The 20,776-nt window shown below is 71.5% G+C and carries 20 protein-coding genes; 11 read left to right on the forward strand and 9 right to left on the reverse strand.

All coding sequences use genetic code 11. The features are described from left to right. Positions 1-149 precede the first annotated feature (149 nt). A complete protein-coding gene (locus tag ACFYZA_RS39800) occupies positions 150-1,448 on the reverse strand; it encodes a serine hydrolase domain-containing protein (protein WP_388495089.1) in 1,299 nt (432 codons plus the stop codon). A gap of 515 nt (positions 1,449-1,963) precedes the next feature. On the opposite strand from ACFYZA_RS39800, the gene ACFYZA_RS39805 reads away from it, so the two are divergent. Continuing rightward, positions 1,964-3,130 (forward strand): CopD family protein, encoded by a 1,167-nt coding sequence (locus tag ACFYZA_RS39805; RefSeq protein ID WP_388495090.1) that lies wholly within the window; start codon positions 1,964-1,966, stop codon positions 3,128-3,130. A gap of 46 nt (positions 3,131-3,176) precedes the next feature. Here ACFYZA_RS39805 and ACFYZA_RS39810 read toward each other — a convergent pair whose 3' ends face one another. From ACFYZA_RS39810 to ACFYZA_RS39820, 3 genes are all read right to left on the reverse strand, one after another. Further along, on the reverse strand, positions 3,177-3,794 hold the full coding sequence (locus ACFYZA_RS39810) for a TOPRIM nucleotidyl transferase/hydrolase domain-containing protein (RefSeq protein WP_388495091.1): 618 nt from the start codon (positions 3,792-3,794) through the stop codon (positions 3,177-3,179). A gap of 100 nt (positions 3,795-3,894) precedes the next feature. Then, the gene (locus tag ACFYZA_RS39815; RefSeq protein ID WP_388495092.1) at positions 3,895-4,602 is read right to left on the reverse strand and encodes a rhomboid family intramembrane serine protease; all 708 of its coding nucleotides are present in this window, start codon (positions 4,600-4,602) and stop codon (positions 3,895-3,897) included. Positions 4,603-4,704: 102 nt separating this feature from the next. After that, positions 4,705-5,109: a VOC family protein gene (locus ACFYZA_RS39820; protein WP_388495093.1), complete on the reverse strand. Its 405-nt coding sequence runs from the start codon at positions 5,107-5,109 to the stop codon at positions 4,705-4,707. Positions 5,110-5,223: 114 nt separating this feature from the next. On the opposite strand from ACFYZA_RS39820, the gene ACFYZA_RS39825 reads away from it, so the two are divergent. The 3 genes from ACFYZA_RS39825 (at position 5,224) to ACFYZA_RS39835 (ending at position 9,993) form a co-directional block, all read left to right on the forward strand. Next, on the forward strand, positions 5,224-6,282 hold the full coding sequence (locus ACFYZA_RS39825; RefSeq protein ID WP_388495094.1) for a helix-turn-helix transcriptional regulator: 1,059 nt from the start codon (positions 5,224-5,226) through the stop codon (positions 6,280-6,282). Positions 6,283-6,336: 54 nt separating this feature from the next. Further along, a complete protein-coding gene (locus ACFYZA_RS39830; protein WP_388495095.1) occupies positions 6,337-7,074 on the forward strand; it encodes an SAM-dependent methyltransferase in 738 nt (245 codons plus the stop codon). 384 nt (positions 7,075-7,458) lie between these two features. Next, positions 7,459-9,993: a collagenase gene (locus ACFYZA_RS39835; RefSeq protein WP_388495096.1), complete on the forward strand. Its 2,535-nt coding sequence runs from the start codon at positions 7,459-7,461 to the stop codon at positions 9,991-9,993. A 180-nt stretch (positions 9,994-10,173) separates the two neighbouring features. Here ACFYZA_RS39835 and ACFYZA_RS39840 read toward each other — a convergent pair whose 3' ends face one another. Genes ACFYZA_RS39840 through ACFYZA_RS39850 form a run of 3 tightly spaced genes read right to left on the reverse strand, consistent with a single transcriptional unit; the run spans position 10,174 to position 12,458 of the window. Further along, the gene (locus tag ACFYZA_RS39840) at positions 10,174-11,145 is read right to left on the reverse strand and encodes an amidohydrolase family protein (protein WP_388495097.1); all 972 of its coding nucleotides are present in this window, start codon (positions 11,143-11,145) and stop codon (positions 10,174-10,176) included. Positions 11,146-11,175: 30 nt separating this feature from the next. Further along, positions 11,176-11,976: an arylamine N-acetyltransferase gene (locus ACFYZA_RS39845; protein WP_388495098.1), complete on the reverse strand. Its 801-nt coding sequence runs from the start codon at positions 11,974-11,976 to the stop codon at positions 11,176-11,178. Continuing rightward, positions 11,976-12,458 carry a cupin domain-containing protein gene (locus ACFYZA_RS39850; RefSeq protein ID WP_388495099.1) on the reverse strand — a complete coding sequence of 161 codons (483 nt, stop codon included), beginning with the start codon at positions 12,456-12,458 and terminating at the stop codon, positions 11,976-11,978. The genes ACFYZA_RS39845 and ACFYZA_RS39850 overlap by 1 nt, the downstream gene beginning before the upstream one ends. A gap of 201 nt (positions 12,459-12,659) precedes the next feature. Here ACFYZA_RS39850 and ACFYZA_RS39855 point away from each other — a divergent pair, with 201 nt between their 5' ends. Next, the gene (locus ACFYZA_RS39855; RefSeq protein WP_388495100.1) at positions 12,660-13,421 is read left to right on the forward strand and encodes an SDR family NAD(P)-dependent oxidoreductase; all 762 of its coding nucleotides are present in this window, start codon (positions 12,660-12,662) and stop codon (positions 13,419-13,421) included. 96 nt (positions 13,422-13,517) lie between these two features. On the opposite strand, the gene ACFYZA_RS39860 is transcribed toward ACFYZA_RS39855, so the two are convergent. Further along, positions 13,518-14,735, reverse strand: coding sequence for a Cmx/CmrA family chloramphenicol efflux MFS transporter (locus tag ACFYZA_RS39860; RefSeq protein WP_388495101.1), 1,218 nt, complete (start codon positions 14,733-14,735; stop codon positions 13,518-13,520). An 81-nt stretch (positions 14,736-14,816) separates the two neighbouring features. Continuing rightward, entirely contained in the window at positions 14,817-15,776 is a 960-nt protein-coding gene (locus ACFYZA_RS39865; protein WP_388495102.1) for a helix-turn-helix domain-containing protein, read from the reverse strand. Positions 15,777-15,922: 146 nt separating this feature from the next. On the opposite strand from ACFYZA_RS39865, the gene ACFYZA_RS39870 reads away from it, so the two are divergent. The 6 genes from ACFYZA_RS39870 (at position 15,923) to ACFYZA_RS39895 (ending at position 20,769) form a co-directional block, all read left to right on the forward strand. Beyond that, a complete protein-coding gene (locus ACFYZA_RS39870) occupies positions 15,923-16,894 on the forward strand; it encodes an alpha/beta hydrolase (RefSeq protein ID WP_382594612.1) in 972 nt (323 codons plus the stop codon). Between the two features lie 42 nt (positions 16,895-16,936). Beyond that, the gene (locus ACFYZA_RS39875) at positions 16,937-17,347 is read left to right on the forward strand and encodes a RidA family protein (protein ID WP_382594615.1); all 411 of its coding nucleotides are present in this window, start codon (positions 16,937-16,939) and stop codon (positions 17,345-17,347) included. Between the two features lie 86 nt (positions 17,348-17,433). After that, positions 17,434-18,012 (forward strand): TetR/AcrR family transcriptional regulator, encoded by a 579-nt coding sequence (locus ACFYZA_RS39880; protein WP_388495103.1) that lies wholly within the window; start codon positions 17,434-17,436, stop codon positions 18,010-18,012. A 97-nt stretch (positions 18,013-18,109) separates the two neighbouring features. Further along, a complete protein-coding gene (locus ACFYZA_RS39885) occupies positions 18,110-18,412 on the forward strand; it encodes a helix-turn-helix transcriptional regulator (protein ID WP_388495104.1) in 303 nt (100 codons plus the stop codon). Between the two features lie 363 nt (positions 18,413-18,775). Continuing rightward, positions 18,776-19,948 (forward strand): 3-deoxy-7-phosphoheptulonate synthase, encoded by a 1,173-nt coding sequence (locus ACFYZA_RS39890; RefSeq protein ID WP_382594623.1) that lies wholly within the window; start codon positions 18,776-18,778, stop codon positions 19,946-19,948. A 50-nt stretch (positions 19,949-19,998) separates the two neighbouring features. Further along, complete coding sequence (locus tag ACFYZA_RS39895) at positions 19,999-20,769, forward strand: 2,3-dihydro-2,3-dihydroxybenzoate dehydrogenase (protein WP_388495105.1); 771 nt, start codon at positions 19,999-20,001, stop codon at positions 20,767-20,769. Positions 20,770-20,776 lie beyond the last annotated feature (7 nt).

The following is a 20,776-nucleotide window of genomic DNA, read 5'->3' on the forward strand; positions in this document are numbered from 1 at the left end:
GGTCTCCCAGTCCCCGCAGGGGTCCGCGGACGACCCCGCCGCGCTGCTCCCCTCCACCCCCGCCGTCCGGGGCCGCCAGCGGGGGGGCGGTCCGCTCCCCCGGGGGAGCGGACCGCCGCCGTCATGTGGGTCCAACCGCCGTTTCCCGCTCACCCGGACGAAGACGAGGAGGGGGACGAGGTTGACGGCGACAAGGACGAAGACGGGGACGACGAAGGTGCGGACGATGAAGGTGCGGACGACGGCGAGGACGAGGACGACGCCGACGAGGACGGACGGGGTTCCGGGACCGGCAGGTTGAACACGTGCCCCGGTGTCACGATGCTGCTGACCGCCTGGCCGAAGAGCGTGCTGGGTTCCGTCTTGCCGTCCAGGATGTCCGTGTTGAGGACCACGACCATCGTGGCCTGCGACTCGGGCAGGTACACGGTCAGGGTCTCGTAGCCGGGCAGCGATCCGTTGTGGCCGATCCACCCCTGGACGTTGATGATGCCCAGGCCGTATCCGGCGCCCGGAATTCCGGTCGGGATCACCTTGAGCCGCTCGGCCTGTGTCTTGGGGGACAGCAGGGTGCCGGTGGCGACCGTGCGGGCCCAGCTCTTCAGGTCCGGAAGCGTGGAGATCATCGCGCCCGCCGCCCAGCCCCAGGAGGGGTTCCAGTCGGTGGTGACGGCTTCCTTCCCGTCCAGGGTCTGGTTGGTGTAGCCCTGCGGATGCGGGCTCGGGAACTCGGCGCCGACCGGGAAGCTGGTGTTCTTGAGACCGGCCGGCTTCAGCACCTTCTGCTGGATGAAGTCCCGGAGCGGCATGCCGCCCTGCTTCTCCACGACCAGGCCGAGCAGGATCAGGTTGGTGTTGGAGTAGAAGTACTTCGTGCCGGGCGGGAACTGGATCGGCTGCTTGTAGGCGTAGGCGAGCAGCTGCTGGGGTGTGAACGACCGCTTCGGGTCGGAGAGCAGCGTCTGCACGAACGCGGGGTCCTCCGTGTAGCTGGGCAGGCCGCTGCGCATCTCGGCGAGCTGGCGCAGTGTGACCTTGTCCCCGTTGGGGACGCCCTTGATGTACTTCGAGATCGGGTCGTCCAGGCCCGCCTTGCCCTGGTCGACGAGTTCGAGCAGGGCGGTCACGGTGAAGGTCTTGGTCTCGCTGCCGATCCGGACGAACAGGTCCGGCGTCATGGGCTTGCCCGTCGCCTTGTCGGCGACGCCGAAGGACTTGAGGTAGGTCCCCTTGCCGGGCGCCGACACGCTGACGGACACGCCCGGCACGTTCGCCTCGCGCATGACCTTCTGGATCGCGGCGTCCAGGCGTGCGGTCACGGCCGGGGTGAGCTGGGCGAATCCGGAGCCGTCCGACGCGGAGACGGAGGGGGACGGGGCAGGGGGCGTGGTGGCGGCGTACGCGCTCGCGGCGGCCGCCGGTACGGTCAGCAGCGCTGCGGCGGCCACTCCTACGCACGCTCCGCGCCACTGGGGCGGTGAGTACCTCACGGGCAGGCCTCCTGCCGGTCGAGGAACATCCGGACGACGACATCCGGACGGGACCATCCTGACGAGGACATCCCGGCAGGGATCCCGACCGGGATGTCGCTCCGCTACCACGCTAGGCCCGCCCGGTCCGCCTCGCCTGGTGGCGCCCGGCTTGCGAGACGGCCGGCTCCGTGCCGCACCACGCGCCGAAGTTCACCGCCCTCCCGAGTCCACCGCCCTCCCCCGAGCCTCCGCCCGCCACGGGCCGGCCTCGCCCCCTCAACAGCCCTTCCGGACACGGCAGTTGGCGGCACCCTCATCCGCGCACGCCGGCCGACCGGCCGGGGCAGCACCGGCACGGCCCCGGGCGGCCGCGCTCACGCAAGCGGCGGCGCGGCGCAAACCCGACTCTCCGCGACAAACGGTGTCGTTGCAGGTCAGAGCACCGGGAGACGTAACCAAGCCTTGACTTACTTAGGTTAGCCTCACCTCTCATGACTCTCGTTCACCTGGCCGCCTCGGCCGGCTACACCACGCCCCCGCTCTGGCGAATCCTCACCAAATCGGGCTATTTCCTGGGCTTGTCCGGGGCCATCGGCGCCACCGTCACCCATGCGACGACGGTCCGCCCCGCCCTGCGCACACCGGGGAACGTGCGCGGTGACGTCGACGCGCTGCGTCGGCGCACCGCGCTGTACCTCGCCTGGGCCGGCGTCGTCCTGCTCGTGAGCGGCTACTTCCAGCTCGCGGGCCGGGTCGCCAGGGCCGGCAAGGGCATGCCGTTCGGTGAGGCGCTCGCCCCGGGAAACATCGGGGACTTTCTCAGCGCCCCCGCGGCGAAGGGCGCCTGGGTGGCCCAGGGAACCCTCTACGTCGTGCAGAACGCCCTCGTGGTCCTGGCGTCGGCCGCCCTGATCGCGCTCTTCCTGCCACGGGTCCGAAGACACCTCGACGCCCTCGCCCTCACCGCCCTGCCCCTGTCGCTCGCCGTGACGCTCGTCGCCGCGATACCGGCGACCGCGCCGAAGGACGCGGACAAGGTCTTCGACCTGATCTTCGACCAGGTCCACATCGTCAGCGGCACCGTGTGGATCGGCGGTCTGGCCGGCCTCGCCGCGCTCGCCACGACGCGCGGCCTCCTGAGCGAGAGCGCGGGCGCGCTCTGGGCGGACCTGTGGCGCCGGTTCAGCCTCGTGGCGCTGGTCTGCGTCGGCGCGGTGCTCACCTCGGGGCTCTGGCTGAGCTGGAAGCACGTCGGCGGCATCGGGCAGCTGTGGACCACGGGTTACGGGTTCTTCCTGCTCGTCAAGATCGCGCTGGTGCTCGCCATGGTCGCGGCCGGCGGCGTCAACCAGTTCTGGCTGATGCCCCGCATCGCCCGGGCCCGGCGAGCCGACGCCACGGCATCCCTGACGCATCTGACGCTCCGTCACTTCCCGCGCGTGGTCTGGGCGGAGGTCGCCCTCGGCATGGCCGTCCTGGCCGTGATCCCCTTCCTCAGCGGCTCGGCCCGCTCCGAGGCGGGCAGCCCGCAGCCCGTGACGAGCGGCAGCGTCATCGCCGTGGGCGCGGCGCTCGTCCTCACCCTCGCGGCATCGCTGTACATCACCGTACGGACGTCCGACGCGCTGGCCCGCCGCGAGAACCTGGCCGTCGCCTGATCCCGTACGGGCCGGGCCGCGTCGGCGCCGCCCGGTCCGTACGGAGTCACAGGCTCGCGAAGAGGGCGTCGAGCGGGGCCGGTACGTTCGCGGGGTCGAGGGACTCCGCGAGCAGCCGGCCGTAGCGGATCTTCCGGCCCTTCTTCGTGCCGAGGAACCGGCGCAGTTGGGGGCGGCACGGGCGACCGAGCTGCGCGGGCTGGCGCAGGAAGGTCTCCCAGGCGCGCAGATCGCCCGCCGCCGCGATGATCTCCTCGACCCGTGCCGTGCCCAGGGCGCGGATGAGCTCGTCCTCCAGGTCCGCCTCGCACACGAAGAAGCCCGGGCGCGGCGCCCGGGCACGGCGCAGAGCACGCTCGTAGTAGCGCTGTTCGCGCCCGTCGCAGAGCCCCGTGAGGCGCAGGCCCAGACCGGGCGGGCCGAGCAGGCCGGCATAGCGGCCCACGCTCATCGCCCCGCCCATGGGCACGACGCACACGCCCTCGGCGCCGAGATCCCGACCGTGCAGTTCCGCGAGGGCCTCGACGGCGGCGAGGTCGCTCGGTCCTTCCAGCAACACCGCTGTCCGCAGCCCCAGTTCGGCCGCCAGCTCGGTCGCCCCGACGCAGGAGCCGCCGGTCGCCCAGCGGCCGACCGCCTCCCGGAATGCCCACAGGTCCGCCATGGGGCGAGTCTGCGCTCGTGGCCGCGTCCATGTCACCGCATTTCCCCGGGTGCCGGAGTTCCCGACGGCCTCCGCCGCACGCGCCCGTGGCCGTCAGGGCTCAGAGCAGGCCCAAATCACGCAGTTCCCTGTGGAGTTCGGCACGGCTGGAGTCCGGCGCGCCGGGCTTCTCGACCGTGACGGGGGCCGCCGACGGACGGCGCCCGTCGCGCAGGAGGTACGCCCCGGCCATGCCGCCCACGAGCCCGCCGAGGTGCGCGAGCCAGCTCACTCCCGGAGTGCCGGGGACGGCGACGGTCACCAGGTAGGCGAAGGACGCCGCCATCACCACACCGATCAGCGTGTCGGTCAGCCGCCGGTCGAACAGGCCGCGCAGCACCACATAGCCGAAGTATCCGAAGATCACGCCACTGGCGCCGACCCCGAGGGTGTTGGTGTCCTGGAAGATCCAGACGGCGAGGCCGCTGGTCGTCGCCACGAGGAGGGTCAGCCACAGGAAGCGGACCACGCCCCGGTACGCGGCCAGGAACCCGAAGACGAACAGCGGCCCCGAGTTGGCCTCGATGTGGCTCCAGCCGAAGTGCAGGAACGGGGCGACCAGAATGCCCGGCAGTCGGCTCATGTCGTGCGGGACGAGCCCGAACTCCCTGTCCAACTGGTAGTCGCCCAGCCAGTTCACGACTTGCAGGGCCCACACGGCCGCCATGAACCCGAACATGACGAAGAGGGCCTTGCGCGCCTCCGCGACCATCTCCTCGGCGGCGCTCCCCGGCCCCGCTCCGTCCCGCCCCCGCACAACCCCGCCCACGTGATGCGCCCCCTTGCCCCTGTGGCTGAAATTCCCCGGGTGCATAGTAGGGCCGCGTCGAACGCGGTACGAAACGGACGTCCCGCCTCCGCGAGGTCCTCCTCAGCGGGCCAGCCGCGCGGCCGCGGCCTCGGTGACCGGCGTGAAGAAGTTGACGAGGTGGCCGTCGGGGTCGCGGACGAGCAGCGAGCGGTTGCCCCAGGGCATGGTGGTGGGCGGCTGCACGAACGCGTCGACGAGGCCGGAATCGGTCAGTTGCCGGTGCACCCCGTCCACGTCCTCGACGCGGAATTCCAGGATGACGCTCCGGTTGTCGGCCGGGTGCGCGGCGCCGGGCGCGAACATCGGCACCGTACGGGTGCTGCCGATCGCGAGCGTCGCGGAGGGGGTCCTCAGCTCGGCGAAGTCCTCCGTGGCCCAGTCCGCCGACACCCCCGTGGCGCGCTCGTAGAAGCCGACGAGGCGGACGATGTCGCCGGTGATGACGCGGATCGAGACGAAGTCCATGAGGGTCTCCCGGGTGGTGCGAAGCGGTGGCCGGAGGCGGTTTCGCGCCTCTGACCACACGCTATGACGTATACCGGACAGAATCCGCCCGGTATTCGCGAGAGACTTCCCGGTATGGCCAAACCCATCGCCCGCGTGCTCACCCTGCTCGAACTCCTCCAGTCCGGCGGCACCCGTACCGTGTCCGAACTGGCGGGCCGGCTCGACGTGGACGAGCGGACGGTACGGCGTTACGTCCAGCACCTCCTGGACCTCGACGTGCCCGTCGAGTCGGTGCGCGGCCGGTACGGCGGCTACCGGCTGGCCCCCGGCCATCGCATGCCCCCGCTCATGCTGAGCGACGACGAGGCGCTCGCCGTGCTCCTCGGCCTCGCGGCCGGGGAGCGGGCCGGGCTGACGAGTGCGGGTGTGGCGGGCGAGACGGCCGCGGCCAAGATCCGCCGCGTGCTGCCCGAACGGCTCGGCCGAGGGCTCGACGCGGTCCTCGACTCCCTTACGTTCACGGCGCCTGCGGGCCGCCCCGCCGCGAGCGGTACCTCGGCGCGGGCCGGGGCGGACGCTCCGCCCGGCCGGCCCGCCGGCGCCGTCCTGCTCCCGCTCGCCGACGCCGTGCGCAACCACCGGCCGGTCTCGATCCGGTACACCTCCGCCGACGGCCGGCGCAGCGAACGCACGCTGCACCCGCACGGGCTCGTCGCCCACGCGGGCCGGTGGTACGTGACCGGCACGGATCCCGCGATCGGCGCCGACCGGACGTTCCGGCTCGACCGCGTCGTGGCGGCGCGCACCCTCCCCGGCTCGTTCGTGCCGCCCACCGGCCCCGACCCGGCGGATCGCGTCCTGTCCGCGCTCGCCACGGCCCCGTACCGGCACGAGGTGAGCCTGCGGATCCACGGCACGGCCGAGCGGATCCGCCCCCATCTGCCCGCCGACCTGGCGCGCCTGACGGAGCTGGGGCCGCCGGACGAGGGGGGTGGCGAACCACCCTGGTTCCGGGCCGAGTTGAGGGTGGAGCGCCTCGACTGGCTCCCCGCCGTCCTGGCCGCCCTGGACCTTCCGTTCGTGATCGAGCGCCCCGCCGAACTCCGCGGTCTCCTCGCCGCCCTCGCCGGCCGGCTCGCCCTCTCGGCCGCGGAGCCTGACCCCAACTCACCTCAGAACGGGGCTTGTTGACCGGACCCCCGGAAACCGGGTGCGCGCCGGCCCCGCCCCTGCGAGGCTCCCCCGATGAATCGTGAACAGATCTCCAGGCTCGCCCACGCCGACCACCCGATCGCGGCCCCGCTCGACGACGATGCGGTACGCGGCCTACTGGAACACGGCATCCCGCACGGCGACGCCCGCGTACTGGACCTCGGCTGCGGCGGCGGCGAGTGGCTGCTGCGCGCGCTGGCCGCGCACCCCCAACTCCGGGCCGAGGGCGTCGACCTGGCCGAGGGCGCGCTGCGACATGCCCGCGAGGCGGCCCGCGCGCGGGGCGTCCACGAACGCCTCACGCTCCATCACGAGGACGCCGCCGGCTTCGCCGCCGCCCCCGTCTTCGACCTGGTCATCGTCGTCGGAGCCGCACACGCCTTCGGCGGGCTGCCGCCCACCCTGGCGACGGCCCGCGAACACCTGGCGCCCGGCGGACGCGTCCTGATCGGCGACGGCTTCTGGGAGCGCGAACCGTCCCCCGACGCGGTGGAGATGCTGGGCGATCTCGAGCCCCTGCCGACCGTCCTGGACCACGTCGTGGCCGGCGGATGGACACCCGTCCACGGGCACCTCAGCACCCGCGCGGAACTCGACGCCTACGAATGGTCCTGGACGGGAGCGCTCTCCGCATGGGCCCTGGACCACCCCGAGGACCCGGACAGCGCGCAGGCCCTGGAGGCGGCGACGGTCCATCGCGACGAATGGCTCCGCGGCTACCGCGACGCGTTCGGCTTCGTATCGCTGGTCCTGCGCCGGACGGCGGACTGACCAACTCCCCGCGCGCAGCGGGCAGTTCAGCGCACCCCCCTCGCATGGCGGCATGACGCCATCGCGATCAGGTCATGACTGGAGCGCCCTCCGGGGAGACGGGCCGGCGCTCCAGTCATTGCCTCGGGTTTACCCGCGCTCCCTTCCCAAGCCATGTGACATATGCAATTTTACAGAGCACGCAGGAGTAAGCCGCGTACATGCCAAATGATCAGTTCGGCCCGTGGGTCATCGGGCCGCTCCGCCACGCCCCGGAGTGAGGGGCACCGCGTCCCACAGCCGGGGACGCACGTCCCGGAGCCAGGGGCGGCGGTGCGGCACGGCCCCCGGCATCCCCCACTGCCGCGCCCCGGGCGCGGCCTTCACACCGCTGGGAGGCGGCACGTGAACACCAGACCAGAGGGACCCGGACGAAGTCTCACCGGTTTCCTGATACTCGCCCTCGCGCTCTGCCTGGGCGTCGCCGTGCTGGTGCAGCCGAGCCGCGCGGCCGCCGCGTCCGGCCCGGCCCGTCCCTCCGCCGGGACGGCCACCGCCACGAGCAACACCGCCCCGCCGCACCCGAGTTCATCGGCCGAGGTGTCCGACCGCTCCGACGCCAGGCGCAGCGCGATCGACAAGGCGCACCTCCCGCCGAAGCGCCCGATGACCTCACCCGCGCCGCAGCAGGCGAAGGGCAGGGCGGCGAAGGGAGCCGCCGCGTCCTGCACGCCCGGTGACTTCGGCAGCCGGACCGGATCCGCGCTGGTCGCCTTCGTCCAGGCGTCGACCACCACCTGCGTCAACACGCTGTTCGGCCTGACCGGGACCGACGCCTACAACGCGTTCCGCGAGGCGCAGATGGTCACCGTCGCCAACGCCCTTGCGAACACGGCCCGTTCCTACCCCGGCGACAACTCCACCAACGTGTGGCAGCTCGTGCTGTTCCTGCGCGCCGGTTACTACGTGCAGTCCTACAACGCCTCCGCCGTCGGCCCCTACGGAGCGGCCCTGGCCACCGCCAGCGAGGCGGCCCTGGACACCTTCACCGCCTCCCCGCACTTCATGGACGTCAGCGCGGCCAACGGCGACATCATGGGCGAGGTCCTCGTCCTGACCGACAGCGCCAACGAACAGGCCCGCTACCTGGCCACGTACAAGAAGGTGCTCAACGCCTACAACAGCTCCTACGACGCGTACTGGAGCATGGACACCGCCGTCAACGACGTGTTCACCCCGCTCTTCCGCGGCCACTGGAACCCGGCGTACATCGCGGCGGTGACCGCCGACCCCAGCATCATCGACACGCTGAGCGTCTTCGCCCACAACCACCTGGCCAAGCTCGACGACGCCTGGTTCTACCTGGACGCCAACGCCGGCAGCGAGATGGCCCGCTTCCTGGACACCCCCGCGCTCCAGGCCAAGGTGCGGCCGCTGGTCAAGAGCCTGCTCGGCGTCTCCGCCATCACCGGTACGACCGCCCCCCTGTGGGTCGCGGTGGCCGCGATGACGGACGCCTACGACCAGGCCCAGTGCTCGTACTACGGCACGTGCGACTTCGTCGGGCAGCTCACCGCCGCCGCGCTGCCGATCACGTACGACTGCGACGCCGACCACACCTTCCGCGCCCAGTCCCTGAGCGACGCCGCCCTCGCCGCGGCCTGCACCAGCGTCAAGGGCCAGGACGCGTACTTCCACGGCATCGTCAAGGACAGCGGTCCGGTGGCGAACGACCACAACACCAACATCCAGATCGTGACGTTCGCGAGCCCGAAGGACTACCAGACGTACTCCGGCTGGATCTTCGGCAACAGCACCGACAACGGGGGCGAGTACCTGGAGGGCGACCCCTCCGACCCGGCCAACCAGGCCCGCTTCCTGTCCTATGTGAAGAGCGTGGGCGACGGCTTCCCCGGCGACATCTGGAACCTCAACCACGAGTACACGCACTACCTCGACGGCCGCTACGACATGGCCGGTGACTTCAACGCCGGGCAGGACGTGCCGGACATCTGGTGGATCGAGGGCTTCGCGGAGTACGTCTCCTACAGCTACCGCGGCATGGCCGACACCGAGGCCATCGCGGACGCGGCGCAGCACACCTACGCGCTGAGCACCCTGTGGCAGAGCTCGTACGCCAACTCCGACCTGACCCGCACCTATCCGTGGGGCTATCTCGCCACCCGCTACATGGTCGAGAAGCACCCCGCCGACGTGCAGAACATGCTGGCCAAGTTCCGTTCCGGGGACTACCAGGGCGCGTACGCCGTCTACGCCACCGGCATCGGCACCCGCTACGACGCCGACTTCGACACCTGGCTCGACGCGTGCGCCGCCGGCGCCTGCGGCGGCGGCACGAGCGGCGGCCCGACGGCGGCCTTCGACGCGGTCGTCTCCGGTCTGACCGTGAGCCTGACCGACCGGTCCACCGACACCGGCAGCACGATCACCGCGCGCTCCTGGAACTTCGGCGACGGCACGGCCTCAACGGCCGCCAACCCGTCGAAGACCTACCAGGCCGCCGGTACCTACACGGTCTCCCTGACCGTCACCGACGCGAAGGGCCTGACCGCCACCACCACCAAGCCGGTCGCGGTGACCGGCGGCCCGCCGAACTGCACGGACCCCGACACCCGCGTCCTGGGCCAGAACTGCTCCCGCTCCGGCCTCTCGGCCGGCCAGGGCGGCCTCGACTACTTCTACCTCTACCTGCCCGCCGGAAAGGTGACCCTGAAGATCACCACCACGGGCGGCACCGGAAACGCCGACCTCTACTACAACCCCAGCACCTGGGCGAGCACCACGGCCTACACCGCCCGCTCGGCGAAGTCCGGCAACACCGAGAGCATCACCGTCACCAACAGCACCGCCGGATACCGCTACATCAGCCTGTACGGCCAGAGCGCCTTCACCGGCGTGACGATCACGACGGCCTACTGACCCCGGGTCCCCGACCCCGGCCTGCCGACGGCCGACCCGTTGATCACGCCCGCTGCCGCCCCGGTCCGCCGGGGCGGCAGCGGGCGGACCGGGACCGCGCGGCTGGTCGCGTCGGCGTCCGGGGCCTGCTCACGGCCGCCACCATCCACTGACACCTCGGCAACCGAGGTCGTCCACGGATCAGGCGGTCCCGCCCAGCTGCTCCGCCAGCCTCGGGAACAGCCGCAGGGCGTTGGTCCGGCCGATGGCCGTGCGCTGCTGGTCGTTCCAGCCCGGGTACGTCGCGAATCCGGTGACGTTCTCGGTGGTGTGGGCGGCCGGCATGAACGGGAAGTCGCTGCCGAACAGGATCTTGTCCGGGGCGGCCAGTTCGGTGAGGGCCGGCAGGGCGTAGGGGTTGGCCGACATGGCGATGTCGTAGTAGAGACCGCGCAGGGATGCGATGACGTCGCTGGGCGCACGCTCGGTCAGGTACTTGCCGATCGTGGGGCCGTAAGTGAGGCGCTGGGCGAGGAACGGCAGGGTGCCGCCGGCGTGGGAGACGATCAGCTTGAGGTGGGGCAGCCGCTCCAGTACGCCGTTGAAGAGCAGGCTGATCACGGTACGGGTGGTCTCGAAGGTGAACTCGTACAGCGACGGCGGCAGGTCGAAGGTGGCCAGGTCCTTGGCCGGCGGGGTGCCCGGGTGGACGTGGACGGGCAGGCCTCGATCGGCGATCTCGGCGAGCAGCGGCTCGAACTCCGGATCACCGAGGTAGCGGTTGCCGTAGCTGGTCAGCAGGCCGATGCCGTCGAGCCCCAACTCGTCGATCGAGTAGGCGAGTTCGTCCTTGGCCGCCGCGACGTCGGGCAGCGGGAGGATCGCGAACGCGCCGAAGCGGGCCGGGTGGCGGGCGACGAGTTCGGCGTAGTACTCGTTGACCTGGCGGGCCAGGTGGCGGGCCTCGTCGCGGTCGGCGAAGGTGACGCCGGGCGCGGTGATGGACAGGACGGAGGCGGCTATGGAGTGACGGTCCATCACCTCCAGGCTCTCCTCCGGTGTCCAGGTGGGGTAGTCGACGCCCGGGATCGCGACGCGGTCGCCGAGCGCCTTGGCGTAGGCGGGCGGAATCGCGTGGTGGTGGACGTCGATGAGGTCGGTCGCCTGCGGCATGGTGTGCTCCGATGGTGGTACTGGCTGGGGTCAGTTGTCCTGGGGGGCGCCGGTCGTGGGGGGCGGCGCTGCGAGTTCGATGCCGAACCAGGTGCGGTACGCGTCCAGGACCGCTTGGTCGTCGGTCAGTTCCCGCTTGGTCTTGTCGCCGCCCACGGTGCGGGTGAGGGTGCGGCCGGCCAGCGTGACCCGTCCGTCGGCGGTGGGCAGCGAGCACACCTGGCGGGCCAGGAACGGCGACTGGGGAGCGCTGCGGAACCACCACACCATGGGAGCGAAGTCGGCGAGCTCACGCGGCCGCAGCTCGAGCCGGTACTGCACCTCCCCGTCGCGCAGCAGGTCCAGATCGCCGAGGGGGGTCTCGGCCAGCTCGAAGGTGCCTTGCGCGTCGGGCTGAGGGGCGCGGGAGGCGAGGAGCAGGGGACGCCGGAAGCCCTGGCCGTAGCCGACGTCCGCGAGCCACGGCCCGTCCCCGTCCTCGGTCTGCACGCCCAGGGTCAAGTGGCCGAGCAGCGGACCGAATTCGCCGTCTTCGAGGACCCGGCCGGCGAGCGGGAGCACGTCGAAGCCGAGGGAGAGCAGCAACTCGTAGAAGGCGCCGTTGAGTTCGTAGCAGCAGCCGCCCCGGTTCTGACCGATGATCTTGTCAAGGGCCGGTTCGCCGAGACCGACGGGCGGGCTGGGCCGGCCGAGGGCGAAGTCGATGTTCTCGAAGGGGACGCTGAGGACGTGGCGTTCGTGGAGGTGGGCCAGCGCCTGGGTGGTGGGGCGCTCGGGGCGCTTGGCGCCGATGCGTTCCAGGTAGGCGTCGACCGTCTTCGCATCGAGCATCAGATGTACTCCGCCGCGTAGCGTGCCACGATGCTCTCCGCCTTCGCGAGGTCCCGGGCGTACTGCTCGGCGTCGGCGTCGGGCATGTCGCCCTCGCCGGACACACCGAGTTCGGTGAAGAAGCGCTCGAATCCGGCGGGGGTGAAGATGATGAGCATCTTGCAGGGCTTGTCGCCGGTGTTCTTGAAGGCGTGGACCTTGCCACGGGGCACGAAGATGAACGCGCCCGTCCCGACGACCTCGGAGCGCTTCTCGTTCGAGATCTGCAGCTCTCCGTCGATGAGGTAGAAGGCCTCGTCGCTGTCGTGGTGGATGTGCAGGGGCGGGCCGCCGCCGGGGGGCACGAGTGCCTCGATCAGGCCGAGGGATCCGTGGGTGTTCTCCTCGTCGGCCTTGATCGTGTAGTGGTCACCGAACACCCAGCGGGACACTCCGGCCTTCGGCGGGATGTAGACGATCCCCTCGGATTCCTCGAAACTCACCGGTTTCCCTCCTTGGTCGGTGCGTGCGCTTCCATCCCACACCGGGCCGGCGGTCGTCCGGCATCACGTGAATCCGGGGTTTTTCCCGGTCACTGGCGTGGATACGGGATGGCACCGGCGCGGCCAGACGCCATGGTGTGCGGAGCGTCGCGCGCGGACTGTGCGTGCCGGCGTTCTCCGTACCGAGGAATGGATGGGAACATGACTGCTCGCTTCACGGGCAAGGTGGCTCTGGTCACCGGTGGCGGCTCCGGAATCGGCCGGGCGACCGCGTTGGCCTTCGCTCGGGCGGGGGCGACGGTGGTTGTCGCGGGGCGCACCGTGGAGCACCTGGAGGAGACGGTCCGCCTGATCGAGAAGGACGGCGGCCGCGGTGGATTCGTGGTGGCGGACATCGCTCGGGAAGCGGATGTCGAGCGCCTGGTCGGCACGGTGGTGGAGCAGTTCGGCTCCCTTGACGTCGCCGTGAACAACGCGGGCCACCTGCCGCAGCCGGCCCCCCTCGCCGAACTCGACCACGAGACGTTCTCGCGCACCCTGCAGATCAATCTGCTGGGCACCTGGCTTTCGATGAAGCACGAGATCCTTCACATGCGGGCCAACGGCGGCGGCGCCATCGTCAACGTCGGGTCGGTGGTCGGCGCGCATCTGACCATCCCGGGTGCGGCCGCGTACGGGGCGAGCAAGGCGGCGATCGCGGCACTGACGCGCAGTGCGGCACGCGAGTACGCGGCCGACGGGATCCGCGTCAACACCCTCAGCCCGTCGTCCATGGAGACGCCGATGTCGCTGTTGGAGAACGAGACCGAGGCCGAGCGGGTGGAGCGGGCCAAGGGGATGTTCCCGCTGGGCCGGATCGGCACGGTCGAGGAGGGGGCGGCGGCCGTGCTGTGGCTCGCCTCCGACGAATCGGGCTTCGCCCTCGGCCACGACCTGGTCATCGACGGCGGCATCACGTCCTGAACCTCGTGGTCGCCGGCATCCGCTGTGGCCGTGCCCCCGTCCGCCGCTTCCACGCGGCGGACGGGGGCACGGTGCTGTTCGGCCCACCGGGCCGGGTCAGCGCTGGGTCGCGGCGGCCGCTTCCTGGCGCGCCGCACCCTGGGCGACGATGCCGCTGGGGCGGGGGGTGCGGTATTGCAGCAGGCCTGCCCAGAGGGCGCCGACAAGGGCCACGGCGCCGAGCGCGGCACCCACCCAGGCGACGGAGGCGTAGCCGAAGCCGGCGCTGATGACCATGCCGCCGAGGGCGGGTGCCAGCGTGTTGCCGACGTTGAACGCGGAGGTATTGGTCGCACCGACGAGGGTGGGCGCGCCCGGTGCCACGACGAACACCCGTGACTGCAGAACGGGGTTGGTCACGTAACCGACCAGGCCCAGGACGAAGACCAGGACGACGGTGGCGACGGTGCTGTGCGCGGTCACGGCCAGCAGCGCGGAGGCGACCACCAGGACGCCCATGGCCAGAACGAGGGTGCGGATGGGATACACCTCGGCGACCTTGCCGCCGATCACCATGCCGATCAGGCCGCCGACGCCGAAGAGCGCGAGGAGGACGGGCACCCAGCCCTCGGACAGGCCGGTGACATCGGTGAGCAGGGTCGCGAGGTAGCTGAAGGTGACGATGACCGCGCCGAAGGCGAAGGCCGTCACGGCGTACGAGAGCCACAGTTGGGGGCGGGCCATGGCCCTGAGTTCGCTGCGGACCGTGCGTTGTTCGTCCGCGGCTCCCTTGCCGCCGGGGATGGCCGCCAGGGAGCACAGCAGGCTGATGAGCGTCAGGGCCGCGACTCCCCAGAAGGCGGCGCGCCAGCCGGAGACCTGGCTGAGCACCGTACCGGCGGGCACGCCGACGATCGTGGCGAGGGTCAGGCCGGAGGCGACGACGGCGACCGCCTTGCCCTTGGCGTCGGCGGGGACCAGTGCGACGGCGGTGGCCACGGCGACGCCCCAGAATCCGGCGTAGGCGAGGGCGCTGATGATCCGGGTGGCGAAGAGGACGCCGTAACCGGGCGCGAGCGCACCGGCGATGTGTGCGGCGATGAACACTGCCTGGAGGGCTGCCAGGGCGGTGCGGCGCGGCCACTTCAGGGTCGCGACGGCCAGCAGTGGCGCACCGATCACCATTCCGATCGCGAAGGCGGAGATGAGCAGACCGGCGTCGGGAATGGAGACACCCAAGTCGTGGGCCATGTCGGGCAGCAGTCCGGACAGCATGAACTCCGACGTGCCTTGGGTGAAGATTCCCAAGCCGAGTACGTAGACGGCAAGGGGCATGGAATGCCTCCAGATGCAGGGGAACAGAGCGGGGAGCGGGCGGCCGCGGGGCGACGCTAACACAGTTTTGAAGCGACTGATTCAAAACGAGTGCGGCCCGCCGTGCTGTGAACTCCCCCGTTCGTCACGCCAGTTGCCCGGGGCGTTCAGCTGCCACAGCAGCAGCGCCGTCTGCACCCGTTGACGCCCGTGCGCGTCGCTCAGCGACACGCGCAGAATCCGCTCGATGCGCCGTATGCGATGCGCCACCGCACTGTGGTGCAGGCACAGGATCTTGGCGGCCTCCCGCAGCGACGAGCTGCGGCACACCGCCTCCAGCGTGGCCAGGGCCTGCTCCCCGTCCGGACCGCAGCCCAGCCGCGCGACGGCCCCGACATCGGGATGGGCCAGGGCAGTCGACGCCGGGAAGTCGGCGAGCAGAGCCAGCGCGCCCAGGTCCTCGGCCACGACCGCGCGCGGCCAGGTGGGCCCGAGACCGGCGAACCGCGCCGCGCGCCGCGCCTGCGCCCACGAGTCGGGGAGCTGCTGGGGGCCCGTCGCCGGCCCCACCCCCATCGCCGTGTGGGCCGGCCCGGGTTCCGCCTGCCGCGGGACGGCCGCCGAACCGGGCAGCAGAACCGCCCCGACCGTCGGCCACAGGACTGCCGCGTGAGCAGTCGTGGGAGCGCTCTCGCGGCCGCCCAGGCGTTCCGCGCAGCCGTCCAAGGCCCTTTGCAGCAGGCCGGGTTCGCACACCACGACCGCTACGGCGCGCACGTCGGTCCGGGGGCTCAGCCCCAGGAGTTGCAGGGCCCGGGAGCGCTCGGCCTCGGGGAGCCCCGCGGACAGCGCCGCCTGCACCAGACCGGGATCCCCCAGACGCAGCGGCCGGCGCGCCGCCGGCTCACAGCCCTCCCCGTCCCCGTCCGTGGGACCCAGCACGGCGGTTCCCGCCCACTGTCCTGCCCACCCTTCGAGGGTGGGATCGAAGCGGGGGACGGGGCCGTGCACGACCCCCTGTCCGGAGACCGGATACGGCGGGTTCGGTGTCGGTGGGTACATCCGCGGAGGCTAGGCCGCTCCCCCGCCCGGCCGGCTCGCGGCGACAGCAGTCCGTCAGGTCGCCGCGCCAATCGGCGCACGCACGGCGGGCAATGGGCGACAAGTGGCGGAGGCGGACGACGCCGCTCCCGCCGCAGGATGACCCCATGAGTGACACCACTTCCCGTTCCACGGGCCAGGCACCGACCCGGATGAATCTGCGGCCCGATCTGGCGGCTCTGGTGGAGGGCATCCCGTATCTCGACGTGCGCGACCCGCAGGTGGCCCGCGCCACCCTCAAGGAGCTCGAAGCCCAGTGGGAGCCCGCGGACACGAGCGCGATCACTGTCGCCGAGCAGCTGATCCCCGGGCCCGAAGGCGCCCCGGACGTCGTCGTGCGGGTCTACAGCCCCAAGGCGCCGGGGCCGCACGGTGGCCTGCTGTGGATCCACGGCGGCGGCTTCGTCATGGGCAGCCTGGAGACCGAGCACAACCAGTGCGTCTGGTTCGCCTCACAGGCCAAGTGCGTCGTGGTCAGCGTTCAGTACCGGCTCGCGCCCGAGCACCCCTTCCCCGCGGGCGCCGAGGACTGCTATGCCGCGCTGCGCTGGCTCGCCGCCCAGACCGAGGAACTCGGCGTGGTACCGGGCAGGTTGGGAGTGGCAGGGTGCAGCGCGGGCGGCGCCCTGGCCGCGGCCGTCTCCCTCATGGCGCGCGACCGGCAGGGCCCCGAACTCGCCCTGCAACTCCTGACGTTCCCGGTGACGGACGACCGGATGGACACGCCGTCCGCCCGCCGGTTCCACGACACCCCGGTCTGGTCCACGCCGCAGTCCGAAGCGATGTGGCGGCACTACCTCGGCGAGGGGCACGAGCAGCGCGAGACGTCGCCGTACGCGGCACCGAACCGGGCCGCGAGCCTCGCGGACCTGCCCCCCGCCCACATCGTCACCGCCCAGTACGACCCGCTGCGCGATGAGGGCATCCGCTACGGGCAGCGTCTCCTCGAAGCGGGCGTCCCGGTCACACTGCACCAGTGGTCCGGCGCCTTCCACATCTTCGACTCCTTCGGCACCGCCACGGGCGAGCGTTCCATAGCGGAGCTGGTCCATGCTGTGCGTGAACACCTGGGTGACTGACCGCGCCCCCATCCCCACCCCGGTCCCGCTGCGAGGAGCATCATGACTGCAGTATCCGGCGCGTCTCGGCCCGAGCGCGTCACGGCGGAGAACGACTGGTACGCCCCCGCCGGCATCGCGCTCGGCGTCCGCGTGGGCGACCTCGTCTTCACCTCCGGACAGGCGCCCGTGGACGAGCACGGAGTCACCGTCGGCCGGGGCGACTTCGAGGCACAGGCCCGCAGGGCCCTGACCAATCTCGCCACCGTCCTGGACAACGCCGGGTCGGGTCTCGGCCACGTCGTCAAGGCGACGGTGTTCGTCACCGACATCGCCCGGCACCAGGGCGCGTTCGCCGCGCTGCGTGCGCAGTACTTCACCGCGCACGCGTTCGCCGAGTCGTTCGTCGAGGTCTCCTCGTTGGCCGACCCGGACTGGCTGATCGAGATCGAGGCGGTCGGGGTGGTGGCGTAGTGCGGTACCGGAGCACGTGCGCGGGCGACGTCGGACCGTGTCGCATGTTTTTTGTGCGACCGCTCCAAAACCTTTAGGGTACGAGCATGGCCCGGCCCAGGAAGTTCGACGAGACGCACGCGCTCACGTCCGCCATGGACGCCTTCTGGCGGCACGGCTACGAAGCGACCTCCACCCGGGACCTGGCCGACCGCACGGGCCTGGGCCAGTCGAGCCTGTACAACACGTTCGGGGACAAGCAGCAGCTGTACCTGCGCGCCCTGCGTCGCTACTACGACACCACCACGGCCGAGCAGACCGCCCTGCTGCGGCGGCCCGGCCCGGTCAAGGACCGGCTCCGGGAGCTGATCGTCGGGGCCGTCGACGCCGATCTCGCCGATTCGGGGACGCCGGGCTGCTTCGCCATCAACGCCTCGGTGGAGAAGGCGAGTTCGGATCCCGCCGTGAAGGAAGAGGTGCGGCGGCACTTCAGCACGGTGGAGGACGCCCTGTGTGAGGCCATCGCCCGCGGACAGCGGGCCGGCGAGATCAGCGCGGCACACGACGCCAGGACCCTGGCGGGCCAAGTGCTCAGTACCTATTACGGCCTGCGGGTCCTGGCCAGGGTGCACAGCGACCGCCAGGCCCTCCTGAACGTGGTGGACGGCCTGCTGGGCGGGTTCTAGCCCCGGGCACCATCCGTTCTCGGCGCCCGCCGCAGAACATGACAGACTTACGCATTCCGCATTGCGGCTCACCCCCGGCGGGGGCAGGGTCGGCCGGGTGATACGAGCCAACGCGGACTCCCGGCCGACCCTCAAGTCCATTCCTGACGCCACACTTCCGGCAGCGCGCCACGCCTCGCGCCCCGCGGCCCCACACCACGGGTGGGCAGCTCTGACCCGCGCCGAACTGCGGGTCGCCAACCTGGTCGCCGAGGGGCTGACCAATCGGGCCGCCGCCGCGCAGCTGTCCGTCTCGCCGCACACGGTCGACAGCCACCTGCGGAACATCTTCGCCAAGCTGGGCATTTCCAGCCGGGTCGCGCTCGTCCGGCTCGCCGTACTGGCCGACCTCGCCGCCTGACGCTTCGAGCCGGTTCACCCCACCGAGTGCCACCGAGTGTGCCACCGGCGATGCCCGGCGATGCCCGGCGATGGTCGCGGGCGGTCAACTTCCGCCCACAGAACGTCACTTGACGGACTCCTCCACAAGCCATTGCAGGAGATTATTTATCTCCTGATAGTGGTATTCGCCCCGGTCGGCCCGTCTCCAAGGGGACGGGCCGCATGCATTCGCATCGCCCCGGAACGCTCCCACGTAAGCCGCTGCAGGACGAAGAGCGCCGGGCAGGGCATACCGGCGGCGCGCCACCTGCCCGTGCCGCCGCCGACCTACCACGCCCACCATCCGCCGGACCTGTTCCGGCATGCTCGCCGAGGGAAGTCGATGATCGACATTCAGTCCTACCTCCGTTCTCTGCCCGCCTTCCAGCAGCCCGACTGGGCCGCCCACCCGCGCCTCGCCGACATCAGGGCGGACCTCGTCCGGATGCCGGCCCTGGTGGACTCCGAGGCGGTGCGCCGGCTGCGCGCACTGCTGATGGAGGCCGCCGCCGGACACATCCAGGTGATCCAGACCGGTGACTGCGCCGAGGACCCGGCCGAGGCCACCCCGAACGACGTGGCCCGCAAGGCCGCGCTGCTCGACGTGCTGGCCGGCACGATGAAACTGTCCTCCGGCAAGCCGGTGCTGCGCGTGGGCCGGATCGCCGGCCAGTACGGCAAGCCCCGCTCCAACGCGACCGAGATCGTCGCCGGCGCCGAACTGCCCGTCTACCGGGGCCACATGGTCAACCACCCGGAGCCGGACCCCGAGCTGCGCCGCCCCGACCCCGGCAATCTGCTCACCGGCTACCGGGCCGCCAGCGACACCATGCACTACCTCGGCTGGCGTGGTACCGCCGGCCGCTCCGAGCTGGGCGTGCCGGTGTGGACGAGCCATGAGGCCCTCCTGCTCGACTACGAACTGCCGATGCTGCGCCGGGAGGGCGACGGATCCCTGCTGCTGACGTCCACTCACTGGCCCTGGGTCGGAGAGCGCACCCGCCAGCTGGACGGCGCGCACATCGCCCTGCTCGCCGCCGTGTCCAACCCGGTCGCGGTGAAGGTCGGTCCGTCCATGACACCGGACGAGCTGCTCGCCCTGTGCGACCGGCTGGACGGCCAGCGCCTCCCGGGCCGGCTCACGCTGATCGCCCGCATGGGCGCCGAGAACGCGGAGCGGAAGCTGCCCGCACTCGTCGAGGCCGTGAGCCGCGCGGGCCACCCCGTGCTGTGGCTGTCCGACCCCATGCACGGCAACACCGTGGCCGGGCCCGACGGCCTCAAGACGCGCTATGTGAAGACCGTGGTGCGCGAGGTCGAGGCCTTCCAGAGCGCCGTGTTCGAGAACGGCGGCACCCCGGCCGGTCTGCATCTGGAGACCACCCCCGAGAGCGTCGTCGAGTGCGTCCTCGACTCCGGAGAACTCCACCACCTGGGCGACAAGTACCTCAGCTTCTGCGACCCGCGTCTGAACGCGCGGCAGGCCATCGAGGTCGTCTCGGCCTGGCGCTCGTGAACCCGGCCCCTGGTACGCGCCGGCACCCATCTCGTACGGAGGTTGTGAACGTGGAAGAACCCCTCGCCCTGGTCACGGGCGCCGCGGGCGGCATCGGTGCGGCGGTCACCCGGCTGCTCGCCGAGCGGGAGCTCAAGGTCGCGGCGGTGGACCTGGAAGGCAGCTCGATCGAGGAGACCGTCGCGAAGATGCGCGCGGACGGGCTCGACGTCACCGCCTTCACCGCCGATGTCACCTCAAGTCCCGCCGTGGAGCTGCTGGTTCAGCGGGTGGAGGACGAACTCGGTCCGATCGAGAAGCTGGTGAACGCCGCCGGCGTGCTGCGCCAGGGAGCGGCGCACACGCTGTCCGACGAGGACTGGGCCGCGACGTTCGCGGTCAACACGACCGGCGTGTTCCACACGTCGCGGGCGGTGGTCGACCGGATGATCCCGCGCGGACGCGGCGCGGTCGTCACGGTCGCGTCGAACGCCGCGGGCACGGCCCGCGCCGGCATGGCCGCATACGCCGCGTCCAAGGCAGCCGCGACCGCCTTCACCAAGTGCCTGGGGCTGGAGGTCTCGGCGCACGGCATCCGCTGCAACGTCGTCGCCCCCGGCTCCACGGACACTCCGATGCTGCGCGGCATGCATGCCGCGGACTCCGCGGCGAAGAAGTCGATCGCCGGTGACCCCGCCGCGTACCGGGCCGGCATACCCCTCGGCAAGGTGGCGACACCGCACGACATCGCGGAGGCCGTCGCCTTCCTGCTGTCGGACGCCGCCGGCCACATCACCATGCACGAGCTGACCGTGGACGGCGGTGCGACGCTCGGTGTCTAGCTCTGAA

Origin of the sequence: Streptomyces sp. NPDC001828 (assembly GCF_042892175.1) — a bacterium.
GTDB lineage: Bacteria > Actinomycetota > Actinomycetes > Streptomycetales > Streptomycetaceae > Streptomyces.